This is a genomic window from Shinella sp. R2-11, assembly GCF_055330205.1.
In genome coordinates this window covers 333937-352173 of sequence record NZ_JBVAPC010000002.1, presented here as the reverse complement: position 1 = coordinate 352173, position 18237 = coordinate 333937, and the positions used below count along the sequence as shown (strand labels likewise).

Below are 18237 nucleotides of genomic sequence, written 5' to 3'. Positions count from 1 at the left end.
GAGTCGCCATGCATCGCCGCCTTTCTGCCTGCCTCATTCTCTTCCTGTCCCTGCTGACGGTTGCGCACGCCCAGTCCCCGGCGCCGCAGGCGCAGGCCGGCTTCGACGTCAAGGCAAGACAGGTCTACATGATCGAGGCGGAGACCGGCACGGTGCTTTTCGCCCGGGCGGAAGACGAGGTGGTTCCGGCGGCCTCCCTTGCCAAGCTCATGACCATGGCGAGCGTCTTCAAGGCGCTGTCGGCCGGCGAGATCACGCTCGATACGCAATATCCCGTCACGGAACATGCCTGGCGGACCGGCGGCGCGCCCTCTCGCACCTCCACCATGTTCGCGGCGCTGAAATCCAGCGTGCGCGTCGAGGATCTCGTGCGCGGCGTGACCGTCCAGTTCGCCAACGATGCATGCATCATTCTGGGCGAGGGCATCGCCGGTTCGGAAACCGCCTTTGTCGAGCGGATGAACGCGGAGGCCAGGGCGCTCGGGCTGGAGAAATCCGCCTTCGCCAATGCCACCGGCCTGCCGGACCCCGGCAACAGGGTTACGATGCGCGAGATGGTGCTGCTCGCCCGGCATCTCGAAAATGCCTATCCGGCCTATATGCATTATTATCTCGAACCGGAGTTCGAGTGGAACAAGATCAAGCAGCGCAACCGCAATCCTCTCCTTGCGCTCAATATCGGCGTGACCGGCTTCGTCACCGGCTTTTCGGAGGAGGGCGGCTATTCCATCGTCGCCGCCGTCAACCGTGACGGCAAGCACCTGCTGCTGGCGATGGGCGGCATGGAAAGCGACAAGGTGCGCACGGAGGAATCCCGCCGCATCATCGAATGGGCGCTGGCGACCTTCGAGCGGCGCACGCTGTTCAAGGAGGGCGAGACGATCGCCGATGCGAGCGTCTATGGCGGCAGTGCCTCTACCGTGCCGCTCGTTGCGGGCGACGAGGTCGACGTGTTCCTGCCCAAGGACAATTCGCAGCGGCTCGTCGCCCGCGTTGTCTATAACTGGCCCGTGCGGGCGCCGGTGGAGCCCGGACAGGACGTCGGCACGCTGAAGATCTGGAACGACAAGCAGCTCCTGCGCGAGGTACCGGTGAAGACCGCGGGAACGGTGACAGTCGGCACCTTGCGCTCGCGCGCGCTGGATGCGCTGATCGAACTGTTCTTCTTCTGGATTTGACGGGGCGGGGCAGGGCGAAAAGCGTTTCGTCCGCCGGAAACATGGGTTAGTAGTGGTCCGACTCGCCTCCGCCTCACCGGAAAATGTCAAATGGCCGCCGCGGCGGCCGCTGGAACGGAACTAGGATTTGTCTGCCGCACCCGGTTTGTTTGTCACGTTCGAAGGCGGCGAAGGCGCCGGAAAGTCGACGCAGATCCGGCTTCTGGCGAATGCCTTGCGCGAGCGCGGCCTGACCGTGCTCATGACGCGCGAGCCCGGCGGCTCGAAGGGCGCGGAGGCGGTGCGCCACGTGCTGCTGTCCGGCGCGGCCGAACCCTACGGTATCCGCATGGAGGCGATCCTCTTCGCCGCGGCGCGCAGCGACCATGTCGAGCAGGTCATCCGCCCGGCGCTGGCAGCCGGTACGGTCGTCCTCTGTGATCGCTTCATGGATTCCTCCCGCGTCTACCAGGGCATAACCGGCAATCTGGAGCAATCCTTCGTCGAGACGCTCGAGCGGGTGGCGATCAACGGCGTCGTGCCGGACTGCACGATCATCTTCGATCTTCCCGCCTCCATCGGCCTCGAGCGCGCCCGCAAGCGCGCCACAGGGCCGGAGGAGCAACCCGACCGCTTCGAGAAGGAAGAGCTGGAGACCCACGAGAAGCGCCGCGAGGCCTTCCTCGACATCGCCGAGCGCGAGCCGCTGCGCTGCCGCGTGGTCGATGCCACCAAGGCGCAGGAGACGATTGCCGCGGAGGTGCTCGCCATCGTCGAGCCGCTGCTGCCGATCAATGCGCATGGCCATCCGGAGCATGTCTCGTGAGCGAGGAGCGTCCCGGCATCCTCGACGGCGCGGTGCATCCCGCCGAGCAGACGAAGCTCTTCGGCCATGCCGAGGCGGCGGCGTTCCTGGCGCGCTCCTATCGCTCCGGCAAGGGCCATCACGCGATCCTCATCGAGGGACAGGAAGGCATCGGCAAGGCGACGCTCGCCTTCCGCTTCGCCAACCATGTGCTGCACCATCCCGAGCCGGCGGACGCGCCCGAGGCGATGACCGACCCGTCGCCCGCGTCGCCCATCACCCGCCAGCTCGCCGCCGGCGCCTCGCACAATCTCTTGCATCTCACCCGCCCGGTCGACGAGAAGACCGGCAAGGTGAAATCCGCCATCACCGTCGACGAGGTGCGCAAGGCCGGAAAGTTCCTGGCGCAGACTTCCGGCACGGGTAACTGGCGCATCGTCATCATCGACCCTGCGGACGACCTCAACCGCAACGCCGCCAACGCCATCCTGAAGATCCTCGAAGAGCCGCCGAAGCGTTCGCTCTTCCTCGTCCTGACCCACGCGCCAGGCAAGCTGCTGCCGACCATCCGCTCGCGCTGCCTGCCGCTGTCCCTGTCTCCGCTATCGGAGAGCGATCTTGCCGCCGCGCTGGAGAGCCTCGGCGCGGCGCCGTCCGGCGCGCGGGCAGGGGAGGTGCTGTCCGCCGCCCATGGCAGCGTCTCCGAAGCGCTGAAGCTCGTGAACTACGGCGGCTTCGACATCGTGGAAGCCTTCCGCGCCATCGTCACAGCGCCGGGCGAGCCGCCACGCCGCGACGTGCACCGGCTCGCCGACGTGCTGTCGGCCAAGGACAGCGACACGGTCTTCTCCTTCTTCTGCCAGCACGTCTCGGACTTCGTCACCGACGCGGCCCGCAGCGCGGCGCTTTCCGGCGACATCGCCCGCGCCGACCGGCTTGCCCACCTTTCCTCGCAGCTCGGCGAGCGCATCACCATCGCGCAGGCCTACAATCTCGATCGCAAGCAGACGATCATCACCGTCCTCGACGACGTCCGCGCAGCGCTCTAGCTCAAAGCGGAAACTTGCTGTTTCCCTCTGCGTCCGCATGGTCTAATACCTTGCGGCATTGCACAACCGAAGACAGAACGCACCCCAGATGACCGACACGTCCCGCTTCTACATCACCACCGCCATTTCCTATCCTAACGGCAAGCCGCATATCGGCCATGCCTATGAGCTGATCGCGACGGATGCCATGGCGCGCTACCAGCGGCTCGACGGGCGGGACGTCTTCTTCCTGACGGGCACGGACGAGCACGGCCAGAAGATGCAGCAGACGGCGCGCAAGGAAGGCATTTCGCCGCGCGAACTGGCGGATCGGAATTCGAAAGAATTCAAGGATATGGCTGTTCTTCTTAATGCGTCGAACGATGACTTCATCCGCACGACCGAAGAGCGCCACTACGAGGCCTGCGCCGAGATCTGGCGCCGCATGGCCGCCAATGGCGATATCTACAAGGGCGGTTATGCCGGCTGGTATTCCGTTCGCGACGAAGCCTATTACCAGGAAAACGAGACCGAGAAGCGCGACGACGGCGTTCGCTACGGCCCGCAGGGCACGCCCGTCGAATGGGTGGAGGAGGAGAGCTACTTCTTCCGCCTTTCCGCCTATCAGGAAAAGCTCCTGAAGCACTACGAGGACAACCCGGATTTCATCGGCCCGGCCGAGCGCCGCAACGAGGTGATTTCCTTCGTCAAGTCCGGCCTCAAGGATCTCTCCGTCTCGCGCACGACCTTCGACTGGGGCATTCCGGTTCCGGACGACCCGGCGCATGTCATGTATGTGTGGGTCGACGCGCTGACAAACTACATTACCGCGACTGGCTATCTCACTGATCCGCAAGGTGATCGTGCGAAATACTGGCCGGCGAACATCCACATCATCGGCAAGGATATCATCCGCTTCCACGCCGTCTACTGGCCGGCCTTCCTGATGTCCGCCGGCCTGCCGCTGCCCGGACGAGTCTTCGCCCACGGCTTCCTGCTCAACAAGGGCGAGAAGATGTCGAAGTCGCTCGGCAACGTGGTCGATCCGGTCAACCTGGTGAACCATTTCGGCCTCGACCAGATCCGCTATTTCTTCCTGCGCGAGGTCTCCTTCGGCCAGGACGGCAGCTATAGCGAGGAGGGGATCGCGACGCGGATCAACTCCGACCTCGCCAACGGCATCGGCAACCTTGCAAGCCGCTCGCTGTCGATGATCGTCAAGAACTGCGACGGCAAGGTGCCGGAATGCGGGGAGCTGTACGAGGCGGACCGGGCGATGCTCGCCTCCGTCGACGCGCTGCACGCCGTCACCCGCGAGGAGATGGGCAAGCAGCAGATCCACAGGGCGCTGGCCGCGATCATCGCCGTGGTCTCGGAAGCCGACCGCTATTTCGCCGGCGAGGCGCCCTGGGCGCTGAAGAAGACCGACCCCGTCCGCATGGGCACCGTGCTCTATGTGACGGCGGAAGTCGTACGCCAGATCGCGATCCTGCTGCAGCCCTTCATGCCGAAGTCCGGCCGCAAGCTGCTCGACCTCGTCGCCGCGCCCGTCGACAAGCGCGACTTCGCGGCGCTCGGCGAGGCCGGCCGTCTCGTCAGCGGCACGCCGCTGGAAGCGCCGACGCCGGTCTTCCCGCGCTACGTCGCGCCCGAGGCTTGAGACCGCGATGCTGATCGACACCCACTGCCATCTGGATTTTCCCGACTTCGAGGCGGAGCGCGACGATATCGTCGCGCGGGCGCACGCGGCCGGCGTGAAGCAGATGATCACGATCTCGACGCGGGTGCGCAAATTCCCGACGATCCTGGCGATTACCGAAAAGTATCCGTCGGTCTTCTGCTCGGTGGGCACGCATCCGCACAATGCGGACGAGGAGCTGGACATTCCGGTTTCGGAGCTGGTCGAGCTGTCGAACCATCCGCGCGTGGTGGCGATAGGCGAGGCGGGGCTCGATTACTATTACGACAACGCGCCGCGCGACGCGCAGGCCATCGGCCTGCGCAACCACATCGCGGCCGCCCGGCAAACGGGCCTGCCGCTCGTCATCCACAGCCGCTCGGCCGACGAGGACATGGCGGCGATCCTGACCGAGGAAACGGGGAAGGGGGCCTTCCCCTTCTTGCTGCATTGCTTCTCCTCCGGCGCGGAATTGGCGCGCGTCGGCGTCGAGCTTGGCGGCTACGTTTCCTTCTCCGGCATCCTGACCTTCCCGAAATCGGAAGATCTGCGCGAAATCGCCAGGACCGTGCCGCTGGAGCGCATGCTGGTGGAAACGGACGCGCCCTATCTTGCACCGAAGCCGTTCCGCGGCAAGCGCAACGAGCCGGCCTATACCGCCCACACGGCGGCAGTACTGGCAGATACCGTCGGTGTCAGCACGGAAGAGATCGCCCGCATCACCACCGAAAACGCCTTCCGCATCTTCTCGAAGATGCCGCGGGTGTAGCCGTGGCCTATATGCGTCGCTTCACCATTCTCGGCTGCGGCTCGTCTCCCGGCGTGCCGCGCATCACCGGTGACTGGGGAGCCTGCGATCCCGCCAATCCGAAGAACCGCCGCACCCGCGCCGCCTTCCTCGTCGAGCAGATCGGGCCGGAGGGCAAGACGACCGTCGTCATCGACACGGGGCCGGATTTCCGCACGCAGATGATTTCGGCCGGCGTCGAGAGCATCGACGCCGTGCTCTATACCCACGCCCACGCCGACCATATCCACGGTATCGACGATATTCGCGGCTTCGTGCTGCAGAACCACCGGCAGGTGCCGATCTGGGCCGATGTGGAGACGATGGACCGCATCCGCGAAGGCTTCGGCTATTGCCTCAGGACGCCGCCCGGCAGCATGTATCCGCCCATCGTGACGGAGAACCTGATCGACCCGATGGATGCGCCGGTGACCATTGAAGGGGCAGGGGGCGCGATCACCTTCCAGCCCCTCCTCCAGGTGCATGGCTCGATCCATTCGCTCGGCTTCCGCATCGGCGATGTCGCCTATTGCAGCGATATCAGCGACTTTCCGGACGAGACCCTGCCGCATCTTGCCGGCCTAGATATGCTGGTGATCGACGCGCTGCAATACCGCTTCCATTCGAGCCACCTGTCCATCGGCCAGGCGCTGGAATGGATCGAGCGGCTGAAGCCGGCCCGGGCGATCCTGACGCACATGCATGTGCCGCTCGATTACGACACCGTGCAGAAGGAAACGCCGGCCCATGTGGAGCCGGCCTATGATGGCCTCAGCTTCGAGGTCGCGCTTTCCGACGATCAGGCGAAATAGGGCGTCAGATTTTTGCGGATGCGGTCCAGGACCGTGGCGCCGGAAAGGTCGGGCACGAAAGTCTTTCCGGTAATCTGTTCAAAGGCTTGGATGTAAACCTTCGAGGTCTGCTCGACGAGTTCGCGCGGGATTTCCGGGATCGGATCCTTGTACGGGTCGCAGCGTTCGGTGACCCAGAAGCGCACGAAATCCTTGTCGAAGCTGGCCGGCCGGCCGCCCTTGGCGAAGCTTTCCTCGTAGCTCTCGGCGATCCAGTAGCGGCTCGAATCCGGCGTATGGATCTCGTCGGCCAGCACGATGCGGCCGTCCTTGTCCGTGCCGAATTCATATTTCGTATCGACGAGGATCAGGCCGCGCTCGGCCGCGCGGGCCTGTCCGCGCGCGAAGAGCGAAAGCGCGTAGCGCGATACGGTTTCCCATTGCTCGGCCGTCAGCAGGCCCTGAGCCAGGATTTCCGCGCCGGAAAGCGGCTCGTCGTGGCCGCCGTCGAAGGCCTTGCTGGTGGGCGTGATGATCGGCCGGGGAAGCTTTTCGTTGTCCCTGAGGCCGTCCGGCAGCGTGATGCCGTACATGTCGCGCTCGCCCTTGCGGTATTTCGTCAGGATCGACGTGCTGGTGGTGCCGGCGAGATAGCCGCGCACGACGACCTCGACCGGCAGGATGTCGAGCCGCGTGCCGATCACGACATTCGGGTCCGGATAGGCCAGGACATGGTTCGGGCAGATGTCGGCGGTTTCCTCGAACCAGTAGCGCGCCGTCTGTGTCAGCACCTGGCCCTTGAAGGGAATGGATGTCAGGATGACGTCGAAGGCGCTGAGGCGGTCCGTCGCGATGATGATCCGGCTGCCGTCCGGCAGGTCGTAGTTCTCGCGAACCTTGCCCTTGTAGCGGTTCGGCAGTTCCGGGATATGGGCGTCGGAGAGAATGCGCAAATCGCTCATCGTGGCAGGCTTTCGCTGTTGGTTCCGTCTGCCGTTTCGCTTAAGGCCGGGGAAGCATTCCGGTCAAGGCGAAAACCGGGTTTCCAGCGCTTTCGGGGCATTCAGGCGTATCAGTTAGTTCCATAATCTATCTTATGCGACTTTTATATTGGGCCGAATGGGCAAGGATGAAGCTCCCTGCATGCCGGCATTTTCGGCTCTATGAGCTTTACCGCCCTCCGCTTTGACGAACCTGTTGTTCCGATGCACCTCTCGCCTGCCGCACCGCTCTGGAGTACCATCCTCGATGTCGCTTGCCTTGCCGGAGAACGGGACAATGTACATCGACGCCTATCTGATACCGGTCGCCATCGACAAGCTTGCCGCCTACGAGGCTTTCTCGCGGAAGGTCGCCGACGTCTATCGGGAATACGGCGCGACGCGCATCGTCGATTTCCGGCTCGATCCAGAGACGCCCGGCGGCGAGGAATTCCATGCGGATGGCGCGCGGGATGCGCTTGCCGATGCCGGCCCCTTGCGGGATTTCATTGTTGCGGCCGATGCGCGGCCCGGTGAAACGGTCATTCTCGCCTGGACCGAATGGCCCAGCAAGGACGCCCGCGATAGCGGGTTGCGTAAGGCGCTGGCAGATCCCCGCATCCAGCCGGAGCCCGGCGAAGGCGTGGTCTTCGAAGGCAGCCGTCTCGTGGCCGGAAGCTTCGCGCCGCTTCGGGAGATGTTATCGCCATGAAGCTCTCTGCCGCCATGTTCCTCGGCCTCTCGTTGCCCACGCTTGTGGCTTCCCCCGCATGGGCGGAAGAGCCGATCGACACGGTGCAAAGCATCATCCAGAGCCAGATCGCGGCGTTCCTGAACCACGATGCGAAGAGCGCCTATGCCTTCGCCTCGCCCTCCGTCCGCGACCGGTTTCCGACCGAGGACGCCTTCTTCGACATGGTGAAGAAGAACTACGCGCCGGTCTTCCGGCCGGGCCATGTCGCCTTCGGCCGCTCGAAGGTGCAGGGCGATACGGTGGTGCAGGAAGTGCTGATTTCGGGTCCGGGCGGCAAGGACTGGACGGCCTTCTACCAGCTCGTGAAGCAGCCGGACGGCAGCTACAAGATCAACGGCGTGCACATGGTGCATGCGGCGCCGGGGCCTGAAATCTAGTCCTGCGCCTCAGAGAGGGGCGAGATCGCCCCTCGCCCAGTTCTCCTGCGTTTCCGCCATGAAATCGGCGAAACGCCCCTCCTCTATCGCCTTGCGGATGCCGGCCATCAGGTCCTGATAATAGGAAAGATTGTTCCAGGTCAGCAGCATGCCGCCGAGCGACTCGTTGGCGCGGATGAGGTGATGCAGATAGGCGCGCGAATAGTCGCGGGCGGCCGGGCAGCTCGATTCCTCGTCGAGCGGGCGCATGTCCTCGGCGTGGCGGGCGTTGCGCAGGTTGATGCGGCCGCGCCGCGTAAAGGCAAGGCCGTGGCGGCCCGAGCGGGTCGGCATCACGCAGTCGAACATGTCGATGCCGCGGGCGACGGATTTCAGCATGTCGTCCGGCGTGCCGACGCCCATCAGGTAGCGCGGCTTCTCGAAGGGCATGTGCGGGACGGTCGTGTCGATCATGTCGAGCATGACCTCCTGCGGCTCGCCCACGGCAAGGCCGCCGATGGCGTAGCCCTTGAGGTTCAGCTCGGCCAGCGCCTGCGCGGACCGCACGCGCAGATGCGGAATATCGCCGCCCTGCACGATGCCGAACATCGCCTTGCCCGGCTGGTCGCCGAAGGCCACCTTGCAGCGCTCGGCCCAGCGCAGCGACATTTCCATGGCGCGCTCGATTTCCTTCGGCGATGCCGGCAGCGCCACGCATTCGTCGAGCTGCATCTGGATATCGCTGTCGAGCAGGCCCTGGATTTCGATGGAGCGTTCCGGCGACATGTGGTGCAGCGCGCCGTCGACATGGCTCTTGAAGGTGACACCCTGCTCGTCGAGCTTGCGCAGGCCCGAGAGCGACATGACCTGGAAGCCGCCGGAATCGGTAAGGATCGGATAGGGCCAGCGGATGAGCTCGTGCAGGCCGCCGAGCCGCGCGACACGCTCCGGGCCGGGCCGCAGCATCAGGTGATAGGTGTTGCCGAGGATGATGTCTGCGCCGAGCTCGCGCACCTGGTCGAGATACATCGCCTTGACCGTGCCCACCGTGCCGACCGGCATGAAGGCCGGCGTGCGAATGGTGCCGCGCGGCATGGAGACCTCGCCGCGGCGAGCCTTGCCATCGGTGGCGAGGAGTTTGAACTGGAAGGTCTCGGTCATCGGTCGTCCCGGAAAAGCAGGCTGGAGTCGCCGTAGGAATAGAAGCGGTAGCCGGCCGAAATCGCATGGCCATAGGCGCCGCGCATCGTCTCCAGGCCGGAAAAGGCCGAAACGAGCATGAAGAGCGTCGATTTCGGCAGGTGGAAATTGGTCATCAGGATATCGGCCGTGCGGAAGCGATAGCCGGGCGTGATGAAGATGCCCGTCGCGCCGGACCAGGGCCTGATCGTGCCGTCTTCGCCGGCGGCGCTTTCGAGGAGGCGCAGCGATGTCGTGCCGACGGAGATAATGCGCCCGCCCCTCGCCCGGACGGCATTGAGGGCCGCGGCGGTCTCTTCCGAGACATAGCCGATCTCCTCGTGCATGACGTGGTCCGTCGTATCGTCCGCCTTGACCGGCAGGAAGGTGCCGGCGCCGACATGCAGCGTCACGAAATGCCGCTCCACGCCGAGCGCATCGAGCTTTTCGAAAAGGGCGTCGGTGAAGTGCAGCCCGGCCGTGGGCGCGGCGACGGCGCCCTCCTCCCTGGCATAGATCGTCTGGTAATCCTTGCGGTCCGCCTCGTCGTCGGCGCGCTTGGAGGCGATATAGGGCGGAAGCGGGATATGGCCAACCGTGGCGATGGCTCGGTCGAGCGCGGGGCCCGATGCGTCGAAATGCAGGGTGACCTCGCCGCCCTCGCCTTTCTCCTCGACGATTGCCGACAGGTTCTCCGCCGCGCCGAAAGTGATGCGGTCGCCAAGCTTGATGCGCTTGCCCGGCTTGGCGAAGGCCTTCCAGCGGTCGCCGGCAATGCGCATGTGAAGCGTCGCGGAGACCTTCTGGCCGCCCGCCCCTTCCCGGTGGCGGGTGCCTTCGAGCTGGGCGGGAATGACGCGCGTATCGTTGAAGACCAGCGCATCGCCCGGACGCAGCAGCGACGGCAGGTCGCCGACGGTGCTGTCCTGATAAGGCATTTCGGCGCCGGGCCGCACGACGAGCAGCCTTGCCGCTTCGCGCGGGGTGACCGGGCGAAGCGCGATGTTCTCCTCCGGCAGGTCGAAATCGAAAAGGTCGACGCGCATGGCGGGCCTCAGAGGAAGCGGATCATCAGCGCCCCGGCGACAAGCAGGAGGGCGCCGGCGATGCGGCCGACGGAAATTTCGCGAACAGCCATGCCGAGGAAGCCGATGCGGTCGAGCAGGATGCCCGCGAGAAGCTGGCCGGAAACGGCGAAGGCCATGACGGCGGCCGCGCCGATGCGCGGCGTCAGGTAGATCGCTGTGGTGACATAGACGGTGCCAAGCGCGCCGCCGGCGACATAGAGCCAGAGGTCCGGCCCGCGCCAGTCGGGCGCCCGCCCCTCGAAGGAGGCGGTGGCGAGCATCACGATGCCGAGGACCACCGCCCCGGAGAGAAACGAGATGCAGGCGGCCGCGACCGGCATGCTGAGACCGCGTCCGAGCAGGGCGTTGACGGGAGCCTGGATTGCGATGCACGCGCCGGCCGCAATGCCGAGCAGCGCCCAGAGGAAAGCGGTCATATCGACTTGTCTCTTGAAAAGCGCACAAAGAAAAACCGCGCCCGCCGGGGCGAGCGCGGTCGAAAACGACGGCTTTCTATCAGGCTGCCACGTCGGCGGCAACCTTCATGGAGACGATCGAGTCGGGATCGCGCACCGGCTCGCCGCGCTTGATCTTGTCGATGTTTTCCATGCCTTCGATGACCTGGCCCCAGACGGAATACTGCTTGTTCAGCCAGGGCGCATCCGTGAAGCAGATGAAGAACTGCGAGTTGGCGGAGTTCGGCATCTGGCTGCGGGCCATGGAGCAGGTGCCGCGCACATGGCTCATGTTGGAGAATTCGGCCTTGAGGTCCGGCTTTTCCGAGCCGCCCATGCCGGCGCGGGCCGGGTTGAAGTCGGCGCCGCCCTGCTTGCCGAACTTCACGTCGCCCGTCTGGGCCATGAAGTCCTCGATCACGCGGTGGAAGACGACGCCGTCATAGGCGCCTTCGCGCGCCAGTTCCTTGACGCGTGCGACGTGGCCCGGCGCGAGATCCGGAAGAAGCTGGATGACCACCTTGCCCTTCGTGGTCTCCATGATGATGGTGTTTTCCGGATCCTTGATCTCGGCCATGGTCTTTCTCCTTCTAAAGCCTGTTGCGCAGAAGTGGGGCGCCGCATCGCGATTGCAACATGCGGCCAGTCATAAAGTGGCTTACTTGCCGACGGTGACCTTGATCATCCGGTCGGGATCGGTCACCGAACCGTTGTTGGCTTCGTCGCCGCGCTTGATCTTGTCGACGTTCTCCATGCCTGAAACCACCTTGCCGACGACCGTGTACTGGCCGTTGAGGAAGTCGCCCGGCGCGAACATGATGAAGAACTGCGAATTCGCCGAGTTCGGGTCCTGCGCGCGGGCCATGCCGACCGTGCCGCGCTCGAAGGGAATGTCGGAGAATTCGGCCGGAAGGTCCGGCAGGCTGGAGCCGCCCGTGCCGGCCGCCTGCGGCTGGTAGCCGTTCTCCATGTCGCCATACTGCACGTCGCCGGTCTGGGCCATGAAGCCCTCGATCACGCGGTGGAAGGCGACATTGTCGTATTCGCCGCCGGCGGCGAGCGCCTTGATGCGTTCGGCATGCTTCGGCGCCTTGTCGTTCAGCTCGATGACGACCGGGCCGTCCTTGAGCTGGATCGTGATGAAGTCGGCGGCCTGGGCAACGAAGGCGCCGGTTGCGGTCGCAAGGAACAGGGCTCCTGCAAAGGCGTGACGGAGGATGGTCATGATAGCTCCCTTGAGGGGTTCAGGATGATTGGGCTCAGCCCTTCCGGCGGGCTTTGAGGGCCGCAAGGACGGGCGCCGGAACGAAGGCACCGACATCGCCGCCCATGGCCGCGATCTGGCGGACCAATGTGGCGGTAATGGGCCGCGAGGCAACGCCCGCCGGCAGAAAGATCGTCTGCACATCGGGCGCCAACTGCCGGTTCATGCCGGCCATCTGCATCTCGTAATCGAGATCCGTCCCGTCGCGCAGGCCCCGGATGAGGAGATGCGCCTTGTGGGTGCGCGCGGCATCGACGACCAGGTTGGCGAAGGAGACGACGCTGACGTCCCCTGCCCGCTCCGGCAAGGCTTCAGTGATGGACTGGCGGATGAGGCCGGCGCGCTCCTCGAAGGAGAAGAGCGGCGTCTTGCCGGGATGGATGCCGATGGCGACGATGACCCTCGGCGCCACGTTCAGCGCCTGGACCAGCACGTCGATGTGGCCGTTGGTGATCGGATCGAAGGAGCCAGGGTAGAAGGCGACTGTCATCGGCGGGGTCCCGTTTGCCGCCTTTTGTCATGGACCGCCTCTTTCCGCAAGGTCGCGGCACGCGCTGTCCCCTGTTGAAGAACATGAACCGCGCATGAACGGGCCGTTCAAGACCATTTCAGGCGCCGCATGTCTAAATGACAGCATAGGGGCCGGGAACAATATGTGCGGTGGCGCATTTTACCGACCGAACCCAATGGAACAAGTAACGCGTTTCCTTAGGCTGGAAGGAACACGAAAATGGCACTCGCTCTACTTTGCATGACCATGTTCATCGCGCTGACCGCAGCAACGATCCATGCGCTGCGGGAAGAGGATCGACCGGCAGCGCCCAAGGTCGCCGGCCGCGGCAAGTGGCTGCGCTGAGGCGTTTCCCATGGCCGCGATCAGCATCCTTTCCATGGTCTTCATCAGCACGGTCTTCACGATGGACTTTGCCCGCACGATCCTTGAGATCAAGCGTGAGCGCGCGGTCCTGAAGGCCGTCCGGCTGAAAACGAAAGCAGGCGGCTTCGGCGTCTGAGAACGCCCCCTTGCCGCCGTCAAAGCGGGCAGTCTTCCCTCCGGGCTGCCCGCTCCAAATGAAAAGCCGGACGGTCGTTCCCTGCCCGTCCGGCTTTTTCATGTCCTGAATTTGGGCGAGGACTATTCCTCGCCGCCCTCCACAGCGTCCCCGGCCTCGACATCGCCTTCCTCGGCAACGCCCTCGGCATCCTCGTCGCCTTCCGGCTCGCTGATGCGCTCGACCGAGACCACCTTCTCGTCCTTGGCGGTGGAGAAGATCGTGACGCCCTTCGTCGCGCGGCTGGCGATGCGGATGCCGTCGACAGGCACGCGGATGAGCTGGCCGCCGTCGGAGACGAGCATGAGCTGGTCCTTCTCCTCGACCGGGAAGGCGGCGACCAGTTCGCCGATCTCGCCGGTCTTGGACGTATCGGTGGCGCGGATGCCCTTGCCGCCGCGGCCGGAGGTGCGGAAGTCGTAGGAGGACGAGCGCTTGCCGTAGCCCTTCTGCGAGACCGTCAGCACGAACTGCTCCTGGCTGCCCAGCTCCAGATAACGCTCGTCGGAGAGATCGCCGACTTCGCCGACCTCCTCGCCGACCAGCGCGATATCTTCCTCGTCGACGCCGCTGGCGCGGCGTTCGGCGGCGGAGCGCTTGAGATAGGCGGCGCGCTCCCACGGCTCGGCATCGACATGGCCGACGATCGCCATCGAGATGATGCGGTCGCCGTTGCCCAGCGTGATGCCGCGCACGCCGACCGAGTTGCGGCCGGCGAAGACGCGAACGTCATCGACCGGGAAGCGGATGCACTGGCCGAGCGCCGTCGTCAGCAGCACGTCGTCCCGCTCCGTGCAGGTCTCGACGTTGAGGATCTCGTCGCCCTCTTCCTCGAGCTTCATCGCGATCTTGCCGTTGCGGTTGACCTGGACGAAATCGGACAGCTTGTTGCGGCGGACCGTGCCGCGGGTCGTCGAGAACATGACGTCGAGGTTTTCCCACGTCGTCTCGTCCTCGGGCAGCGGCATGATGGTCGTGATGCGTTCGCCGGGCTCCAGCGGCAGCATGTTGATCAGCGCCTTGCCCTTCGACTGCGGCGTGCCGATCGGCAGGCGCCAGACCTTCTCCTTGTAGACGATGCCGCGCGAGGAGAAGAACAGCACCGGCGTATGGGTGTTGGCGACGAAGAGGCGGGTCGCGAAATCCTCGTCCTTCATGGCCATGCCGGAGCGGCCCTTGCCGCCGCGGCGCTGCGCGCGATAGGTCGCGAGCGGCACGCGCTTGACATAGCCGGCATGCGAGACGGTGACGACCATGTCCTCGCGGGCGATCAGGTCCTCGTCGTCCATGTCCGGGCCGCCTTCGGCGATCTCGGTGCGGCGCGGCGTGCCGAACTCGTCGCGGATCGCGCCGAGCTCGTCCTTGACGATGGTCATGATGCGCAGGCGCGAGGAGAGGATATCGAGGTAATCCTTGATCTCCTCGCCGATCTTGTTGAGCTCCTCGTCGATCTCGTCGCGGCCAAGCGCCGTGAGGCGTGCGAGGCGCAGCTCAAGGATGGCGCGGGCCTGCTCCTCGGAGAGATTGTAAGTGAGGTCGTCGTTGATGCGGTGGCGCGGGTCGTCGATGAGGCGGATCAGCCCTTCGACGTCCTTGGCCGGCCAGCGGCGCTCCATCAGCTGCTCGCGCGCCGTCTGAGGATCGGGCGCGCGGCGGATGAGGTTGATCACCTCGTCGATATTGGCGACGGCGATGGCAAGGCCCACGAGGACATGGGCGCGGTCGCGCGCCTTGCGCAGCAGGTACTTGGTGCGGCGGCTGACGACTTCCTCGCGGAAGGCGACGAAGGCGCGCAGCATGTCGAGCAGGTTCATCTGCTCCGGCTTGCCGCCGTTCAGCGCCACCATGTTCGCGCCGAACGAAGTTTGCAGCGGCGTGTAGCGGTAGAGCTGGTTGAGGATGACGTCCGCATTGGCGTCGCGCTTCAGCTCGATGACGACGCGGTAGCCCTCGCGGTCGGATTCGTCGCGAAGATCGGAAATGCCCTCGATGCGCTTGTCGCGCACGAGTTCCGCCATCTTCTCGATCATCGTCGCCTTGTTCACCTGATAGGGGATCTCGGTGACGATGATCTGCTCGCGGTCGCCGCGCATCGGCTCGATGGTGGCGCGGCCGCGCATGACGATGGAGCCGCGGCCGGTCTCATAGGCCTGGCGGATGCCGGCGCGGCCGAGGATCAGCGCGCCGGTCGGGAAGTCCGGGCCGGGGATGATCTGCATCAGGTCGAGAAGATCGATCGCCGGATTGTCGATCAACGCGATACAGCCGTTGATGACTTCCGAGAGGTTGTGCGGCGGAATGTTCGTCGCCATGCCGACGGCGATGCCGCCCGCGCCGTTGACGAGCAGGTTCGGGAACTTCGCGGGCACGACGACGGGCTCGCTCATCGTGCCGTCATAGTTGTCGCGGAAGTTTACCGTTTCCTTGTCGAGGTCGTCGAGCAGGGAATGGGCGGCCTTCTCCAGGCGGCATTCCGTATAGCGCTGGGCTGCCGGCGGGTCGCCGTCGATGGAGCCGAAATTGCCCTGGCCATCGATGAGCGGCAGGCGGAGCGACCAGTCCTGCGCCATGCGCGCCAGGGCGTCGTAGATCGCAGCGTCGCCGTGCGGATGGTACTTACCCATCACGTCACCGGTCACGCGGGCCGACTTCACATATTTCTTGTTCCAGTCGACGCCCATCTCGCTCATCGAGTAGAGGATGCGCCGGTGCACGGGCTTCAGGCCGTCGCGCACATCGGGAAGCGCGCGGGACACGATCACGCTCATCGCGTAATCGAGATAGGAGCGCTGCATTTCCTCGATGATGGAGATCGGCTCAATGCCGGGAGGGTTCTTGCCGCCGGGTGTCGATTGTTCTGTCAATTTCGGTCACGATCTTTGTTCAGAATCAGTGCTGATTTTATAGCCTACCGGCACCCGAAGCGCCAATTTCGCCAAGGGTTTTGAACAGGCTTTTCCCAGAAAATCCGCCAATTTGCGCATTTTCGTGGCCGCCCTTCCCTAATGCGCCGCCCTCGCCTAACAATGCGGGCACAAGGCCGTCGAAACGGCCGTTCAAGGCGAGGGGAACGCCGCAATGCTGAACATCGATCTTCTGGTCAATGCCGTCACGACGCTGCTCGTGACCCTCGACCCGCCGGGCCTGGCGCCGATCTTCCTGGGGCTGACCGTCGGCATGACGCGGCCGCAGCGCAAGCAGGTGGCGCTGCGCGGCTCGCTGATCGCCTTCTGCATCCTCGCCGTCTTCGCCCTGACGGGCGCCGGCGTGCTCTCGCTGCTCGGCATTTCCATCGGCGCGTTCCGTATCGCCGGCGGCCTGCTGCTGTTCTGGATCGCCTTCGAGATGATCTTCGAGCGCCGCAACGAGCGGAAGGAGAAGACCAGCGAAGTGGCGATCACCCGCGATCACATCCACAATATCGCGGTCTTTCCGCTCGCCCTGCCGCTGATTGCCGGCCCGGGCGCGATCTCCGCGACGATCCTTCTTTCCGGCGCCTTCCCCTCCGCCCTCGAGCGCACCGCCCTCATCGGCGTCCTCGCGCTCTGCCTCGTCATCCTCTTCCTTTCGCTGGTCATAGCCGAGCGCATCGACCGCTTCCTCGGCAATACCGGCCGCGCGATCCTGACGCGCCTGCTCGGCGTGATCCTCGCGGCGCTGGCGGTGCAGTTCGTGGTGGACGGGGTGAAGTCGGTGTTTATCGGCTGACAGGCGGGTTCCCGGCAAACCACTTCGAGATGGCCGGCATGTTCTCCTCGAAGCCGCCGGGCAGGAAGACATTCAGCAGGCCGACCTGCCGATCCGTGCGGTTCTCGAAATCGTGCAGCACGCCCGCCGGAATGCGTATGAAGCTGCCCGCCGGCGCCTCCAGCCATTCCGCACCGGCAAGGATACTTGCAACCCCCTCGATCACGTAGAAAAGCTCGATATTCTCATCATGGGCGTGGGCGCCCGGCCCCGTCGTCCGCGGGTCGAGCCACCATTCGGAGACGCTGTAGGCGCAGTCCGTTTCGCCATGGTCCGCCTTGAAGACGGCACTCATCCGTCCGAGCGAATAGGCCCGCCCCTCACCGGGACGCAGGAAAAGCACGTCGCCTTCTGTCCTTTCGTCGCGCATGCCATGCCTCCCCTCGGCGAGAGAATGCCGGGGCGCCAAAGAAAAAGGCCGGCGCTCAGGCCGGCCTTTCGTTCCCGTTCTCAGAACGGAATGTCGTCATCCATGTCGCGGGCCATCGAGCCGCCGCCGCCCGAGCGGCTGCTGCTGCTGCCGCCACCGCCAGAGGCCGGACGCGAGCCGTAGTCGTCGTAGCTCGGCGCACCGCCGCCGAAATCACCGCCGCCGCGGCGCTCGCCGCCGCCCTCGCCGCGACCGTCGAGCATGGTCAGCGTGGAGTTGAAGCCCTGCAGCACGACTTCCGTCGAGTAGCGGTCGTTGCCGGTCTGGTCCTGCCACTTGCGGGTCTGCAGCGCGCCCTCGATATAGAGCTTGGCGCCCTTCTTCACATATTGCTCGACGACCTTGCACAGGCCCTCGTTGAAGACGACAACATTGTGCCATTCCGTCTTCTCGCGACGCTCGCCGCTGTTGCGGTCGCGCCAGGTCTCGGAGGTGGCGATGCGCAGGTTGGCGATCGGCCGACCGTCCTGCGTCCGGCGGATTTCCGGGTCCGCCCCGACATTCCCGATCAAGATCACCTTGTTGACGCTACCAGCCATGCCCGTACTTCCCGTTGTCGCGCCGGACGAAAGGCGCCCGGCATCATTATCACTACACGAATGCGGCATCTTATCGGCTGCCGCGCGCCAGCGCCGCCCCGTGCAAGCGATAATCCACAGATCAATTGCGAAAATTCGTTCTTTTTTTGTTCTAATAATTCCCTACAC

At 64.9% G+C, this 18237-nt stretch carries 21 protein-coding genes; 11 read left to right on the top strand and 10 right to left on the bottom strand.

The annotated features are described in order from the left end of the window. Positions 1–8: 8 nt before the first annotated feature. From ACZ1A1_RS06410 to ACZ1A1_RS06385, 6 genes are all read left to right on the top strand, one after another. The gene (locus tag ACZ1A1_RS06410) at positions 9–1178 is read left to right on the top strand and encodes a D-alanyl-D-alanine carboxypeptidase family protein (protein ID WP_463619229.1); all 1170 of its coding nucleotides are present in this window, start codon (positions 9–11) and stop codon (positions 1176–1178) included. A gap of 127 nt (positions 1179–1305) precedes the next feature. After that, the gene (tmk, locus tag ACZ1A1_RS06405; protein ID WP_119256332.1) at positions 1306–1983 is read left to right on the top strand and encodes a dTMP kinase; all 678 of its coding nucleotides are present in this window, start codon (positions 1306–1308) and stop codon (positions 1981–1983) included. Then, positions 1980–3011, top strand: a complete 1032-nt coding sequence (locus tag ACZ1A1_RS06400; protein ID WP_463619228.1) for a DNA polymerase III subunit delta' — start codon at positions 1980–1982, stop codon at positions 3009–3011. The genes tmk and ACZ1A1_RS06400 overlap by 4 nt, the downstream gene beginning before the upstream one ends. An 88-nt stretch (positions 3012–3099) precedes the next feature. Further along, positions 3100–4650 (top strand): methionine--tRNA ligase, encoded by a 1551-nt coding sequence (gene metG, locus ACZ1A1_RS06395; RefSeq protein ID WP_463619227.1) that lies wholly within the window; start codon positions 3100–3102, stop codon positions 4648–4650. 7 nt (positions 4651–4657) lie between these two features. Further along, positions 4658–5437 carry a TatD family hydrolase gene (locus ACZ1A1_RS06390; RefSeq protein ID WP_463619226.1) on the top strand — a complete coding sequence of 260 codons (780 nt, stop codon included), beginning with the start codon at positions 4658–4660 and terminating at the stop codon, positions 5435–5437. 11 nt (positions 5438–5448) lie between these two features. After that, a complete protein-coding gene (locus ACZ1A1_RS06385) occupies positions 5449–6267 on the top strand; it encodes an MBL fold metallo-hydrolase (RefSeq protein ID WP_463619534.1) in 819 nt (272 codons plus the stop codon). On the opposite strand, the gene ACZ1A1_RS06380 is transcribed toward ACZ1A1_RS06385, so the two are convergent. Then, complete coding sequence (locus ACZ1A1_RS06380; protein ID WP_463619533.1) at positions 6255–7199, bottom strand: phosphoribosylaminoimidazolesuccinocarboxamide synthase; 945 nt, start codon at positions 7197–7199, stop codon at positions 6255–6257. The two genes, ACZ1A1_RS06385 and ACZ1A1_RS06380, sit on opposite strands and share 13 nt — an antisense overlap. A 325-nt stretch (positions 7200–7524) precedes the next feature. Here ACZ1A1_RS06380 and ACZ1A1_RS06375 point away from each other — a divergent pair, with 325 nt between their 5' ends. Then, positions 7525–7938: a DUF1428 domain-containing protein gene (locus tag ACZ1A1_RS06375; protein WP_463619225.1), complete on the top strand. Its 414-nt coding sequence runs from the start codon at positions 7525–7527 to the stop codon at positions 7936–7938. Then, positions 7935–8357 (top strand): DUF4864 domain-containing protein, encoded by a 423-nt coding sequence (locus ACZ1A1_RS06370; RefSeq protein WP_463619224.1) that lies wholly within the window; start codon positions 7935–7937, stop codon positions 8355–8357. Before ACZ1A1_RS06375 ends, ACZ1A1_RS06370 begins: the two co-directional genes overlap by 4 nt. Before the next feature lie 9 nt (positions 8358–8366). Here the strand turns inward: ACZ1A1_RS06370 and tgt are convergent, their stop codons facing one another. From tgt to coaD, 6 genes are all read right to left on the bottom strand, one after another. Then, a complete protein-coding gene (gene tgt / locus ACZ1A1_RS06365; RefSeq protein WP_313194927.1) occupies positions 8367–9497 on the bottom strand; it encodes a tRNA guanosine(34) transglycosylase Tgt in 1131 nt (376 codons plus the stop codon). Beyond that, positions 9494–10561: a tRNA preQ1(34) S-adenosylmethionine ribosyltransferase-isomerase QueA gene (queA, locus tag ACZ1A1_RS06360; RefSeq protein ID WP_463619223.1), complete on the bottom strand. Its 1068-nt coding sequence runs from the start codon at positions 10559–10561 to the stop codon at positions 9494–9496. The genes tgt and queA overlap by 4 nt, the downstream gene beginning before the upstream one ends. 8 nt (positions 10562–10569) lie before the next feature. Then, the gene (locus ACZ1A1_RS06355) at positions 10570–11019 is read right to left on the bottom strand and encodes a DMT family transporter (protein WP_463619222.1); all 450 of its coding nucleotides are present in this window, start codon (positions 11017–11019) and stop codon (positions 10570–10572) included. A gap of 79 nt (positions 11020–11098) precedes the next feature. Continuing rightward, positions 11099–11614: a peptidylprolyl isomerase gene (locus ACZ1A1_RS06350; RefSeq protein ID WP_119256343.1), complete on the bottom strand. Its 516-nt coding sequence runs from the start codon at positions 11612–11614 to the stop codon at positions 11099–11101. 81 nt (positions 11615–11695) lie between these two features. Continuing rightward, the gene (locus tag ACZ1A1_RS06345; RefSeq protein ID WP_313194930.1) at positions 11696–12262 is read right to left on the bottom strand and encodes a peptidylprolyl isomerase; all 567 of its coding nucleotides are present in this window, start codon (positions 12260–12262) and stop codon (positions 11696–11698) included. A 34-nt stretch (positions 12263–12296) separates the two neighbouring features. Continuing rightward, positions 12297–12791 (bottom strand): pantetheine-phosphate adenylyltransferase, encoded by a 495-nt coding sequence (gene coaD / locus ACZ1A1_RS06340; protein ID WP_463619221.1) that lies wholly within the window; start codon positions 12789–12791, stop codon positions 12297–12299. A 240-nt stretch (positions 12792–13031) separates the two neighbouring features. Between coaD and ACZ1A1_RS06335 the strand changes: the two genes are divergently transcribed. Together ACZ1A1_RS06335 and ACZ1A1_RS06330 are read left to right on the top strand one after the other, a co-directional pair. Continuing rightward, on the top strand, positions 13032–13157 hold the full coding sequence (locus ACZ1A1_RS06335) for a hypothetical protein (RefSeq protein WP_281048098.1): 126 nt from the start codon (positions 13032–13034) through the stop codon (positions 13155–13157). Between the two features lie 10 nt (positions 13158–13167). Beyond that, positions 13168–13314: a hypothetical protein gene (locus ACZ1A1_RS06330; protein ID WP_313194932.1), complete on the top strand. Its 147-nt coding sequence runs from the start codon at positions 13168–13170 to the stop codon at positions 13312–13314. A gap of 122 nt (positions 13315–13436) precedes the next feature. Here ACZ1A1_RS06330 and gyrA read toward each other — a convergent pair whose 3' ends face one another. Further along, positions 13437–16217, bottom strand: coding sequence for a DNA gyrase subunit A (gyrA, locus tag ACZ1A1_RS06325; protein ID WP_463619220.1), 2781 nt, complete (start codon positions 16215–16217; stop codon positions 13437–13439). A gap of 214 nt (positions 16218–16431) precedes the next feature. Between gyrA and ACZ1A1_RS06320 the strand changes: the two genes are divergently transcribed. After that, positions 16432–17061 carry a MarC family protein gene (locus tag ACZ1A1_RS06320; RefSeq protein ID WP_313194934.1) on the top strand — a complete coding sequence of 210 codons (630 nt, stop codon included), beginning with the start codon at positions 16432–16434 and terminating at the stop codon, positions 17059–17061. Here the strand turns inward: ACZ1A1_RS06320 and ACZ1A1_RS06315 are convergent. Both ACZ1A1_RS06315 and ACZ1A1_RS06310 read right to left on the bottom strand, forming a co-directional pair. Then, positions 17051–17470, bottom strand: coding sequence for a cupin domain-containing protein (locus tag ACZ1A1_RS06315; RefSeq protein ID WP_463619218.1), 420 nt, complete (start codon positions 17468–17470; stop codon positions 17051–17053). The two genes, ACZ1A1_RS06320 and ACZ1A1_RS06315, sit on opposite strands and share 11 nt — an antisense overlap. An 80-nt stretch (positions 17471–17550) precedes the next feature. Further along, positions 17551–18069, bottom strand: a complete 519-nt coding sequence (locus ACZ1A1_RS06310) for a single-stranded DNA-binding protein (protein ID WP_463619217.1) — start codon at positions 18067–18069, stop codon at positions 17551–17553. Positions 18070–18237: the final 168 nt, after the last annotated feature.

Excerpts from the sequence above, each read along its gene's own strand:
- tgt (WP_313194927.1), bottom strand. The coding sequence starts at position 9,497 with ATGACCGAGACCTTCCAGTTCAAACTCCTCGCCACCGATGGCAAGGCT.
- ACZ1A1_RS06315 (WP_463619218.1), bottom strand. The coding sequence starts at position 17,470 with ATGCGCGACGAAAGGACAGAAGGCGACGTGCTTTTCCTGCGTCCCGGT.
- metG (WP_463619227.1), top strand. The coding sequence starts at position 3,100 with ATGACCGACACGTCCCGCTTCTACATCACCACCGCCATTTCCTATCCT.
- ACZ1A1_RS06320 (WP_313194934.1), top strand. The coding sequence starts at position 16,432 with ATGCTGAACATCGATCTTCTGGTCAATGCCGTCACGACGCTGCTCGTG.
- ACZ1A1_RS06355 (WP_463619222.1), bottom strand. The coding sequence starts at position 11,019 with ATGACCGCTTTCCTCTGGGCGCTGCTCGGCATTGCGGCCGGCGCGTGC.
- ACZ1A1_RS06370 (WP_463619224.1), top strand. The coding sequence starts at position 7,935 with ATGAAGCTCTCTGCCGCCATGTTCCTCGGCCTCTCGTTGCCCACGCTT.
- coaD (WP_463619221.1), bottom strand. The coding sequence starts at position 12,791 with ATGACAGTCGCCTTCTACCCTGGCTCCTTCGATCCGATCACCAACGGC.
- queA (WP_463619223.1), bottom strand. The coding sequence starts at position 10,561 with ATGCGCGTCGACCTTTTCGATTTCGACCTGCCGGAGGAGAACATCGCG.
- ACZ1A1_RS06310 (WP_463619217.1), bottom strand. The coding sequence starts at position 18,069 with ATGGCTGGTAGCGTCAACAAGGTGATCTTGATCGGGAATGTCGGGGCG.
- ACZ1A1_RS06345 (WP_313194930.1), bottom strand. The coding sequence starts at position 12,262 with ATGACCATCCTCCGTCACGCCTTTGCAGGAGCCCTGTTCCTTGCGACC.
- ACZ1A1_RS06410 (WP_463619229.1), top strand. The coding sequence starts at position 9 with ATGCATCGCCGCCTTTCTGCCTGCCTCATTCTCTTCCTGTCCCTGCTG.
- ACZ1A1_RS06390 (WP_463619226.1), top strand. The coding sequence starts at position 4,658 with ATGCTGATCGACACCCACTGCCATCTGGATTTTCCCGACTTCGAGGCG.
- ACZ1A1_RS06335 (WP_281048098.1), top strand. The coding sequence starts at position 13,032 with ATGGCACTCGCTCTACTTTGCATGACCATGTTCATCGCGCTGACCGCA.
- ACZ1A1_RS06375 (WP_463619225.1), top strand. The coding sequence starts at position 7,525 with ATGTACATCGACGCCTATCTGATACCGGTCGCCATCGACAAGCTTGCC.
- ACZ1A1_RS06350 (WP_119256343.1), bottom strand. The coding sequence starts at position 11,614 with ATGGCCGAGATCAAGGATCCGGAAAACACCATCATCATGGAGACCACG.
- ACZ1A1_RS06385 (WP_463619534.1), top strand. The coding sequence starts at position 5,449 with ATGCGTCGCTTCACCATTCTCGGCTGCGGCTCGTCTCCCGGCGTGCCG.
- ACZ1A1_RS06330 (WP_313194932.1), top strand. The coding sequence starts at position 13,168 with ATGGCCGCGATCAGCATCCTTTCCATGGTCTTCATCAGCACGGTCTTC.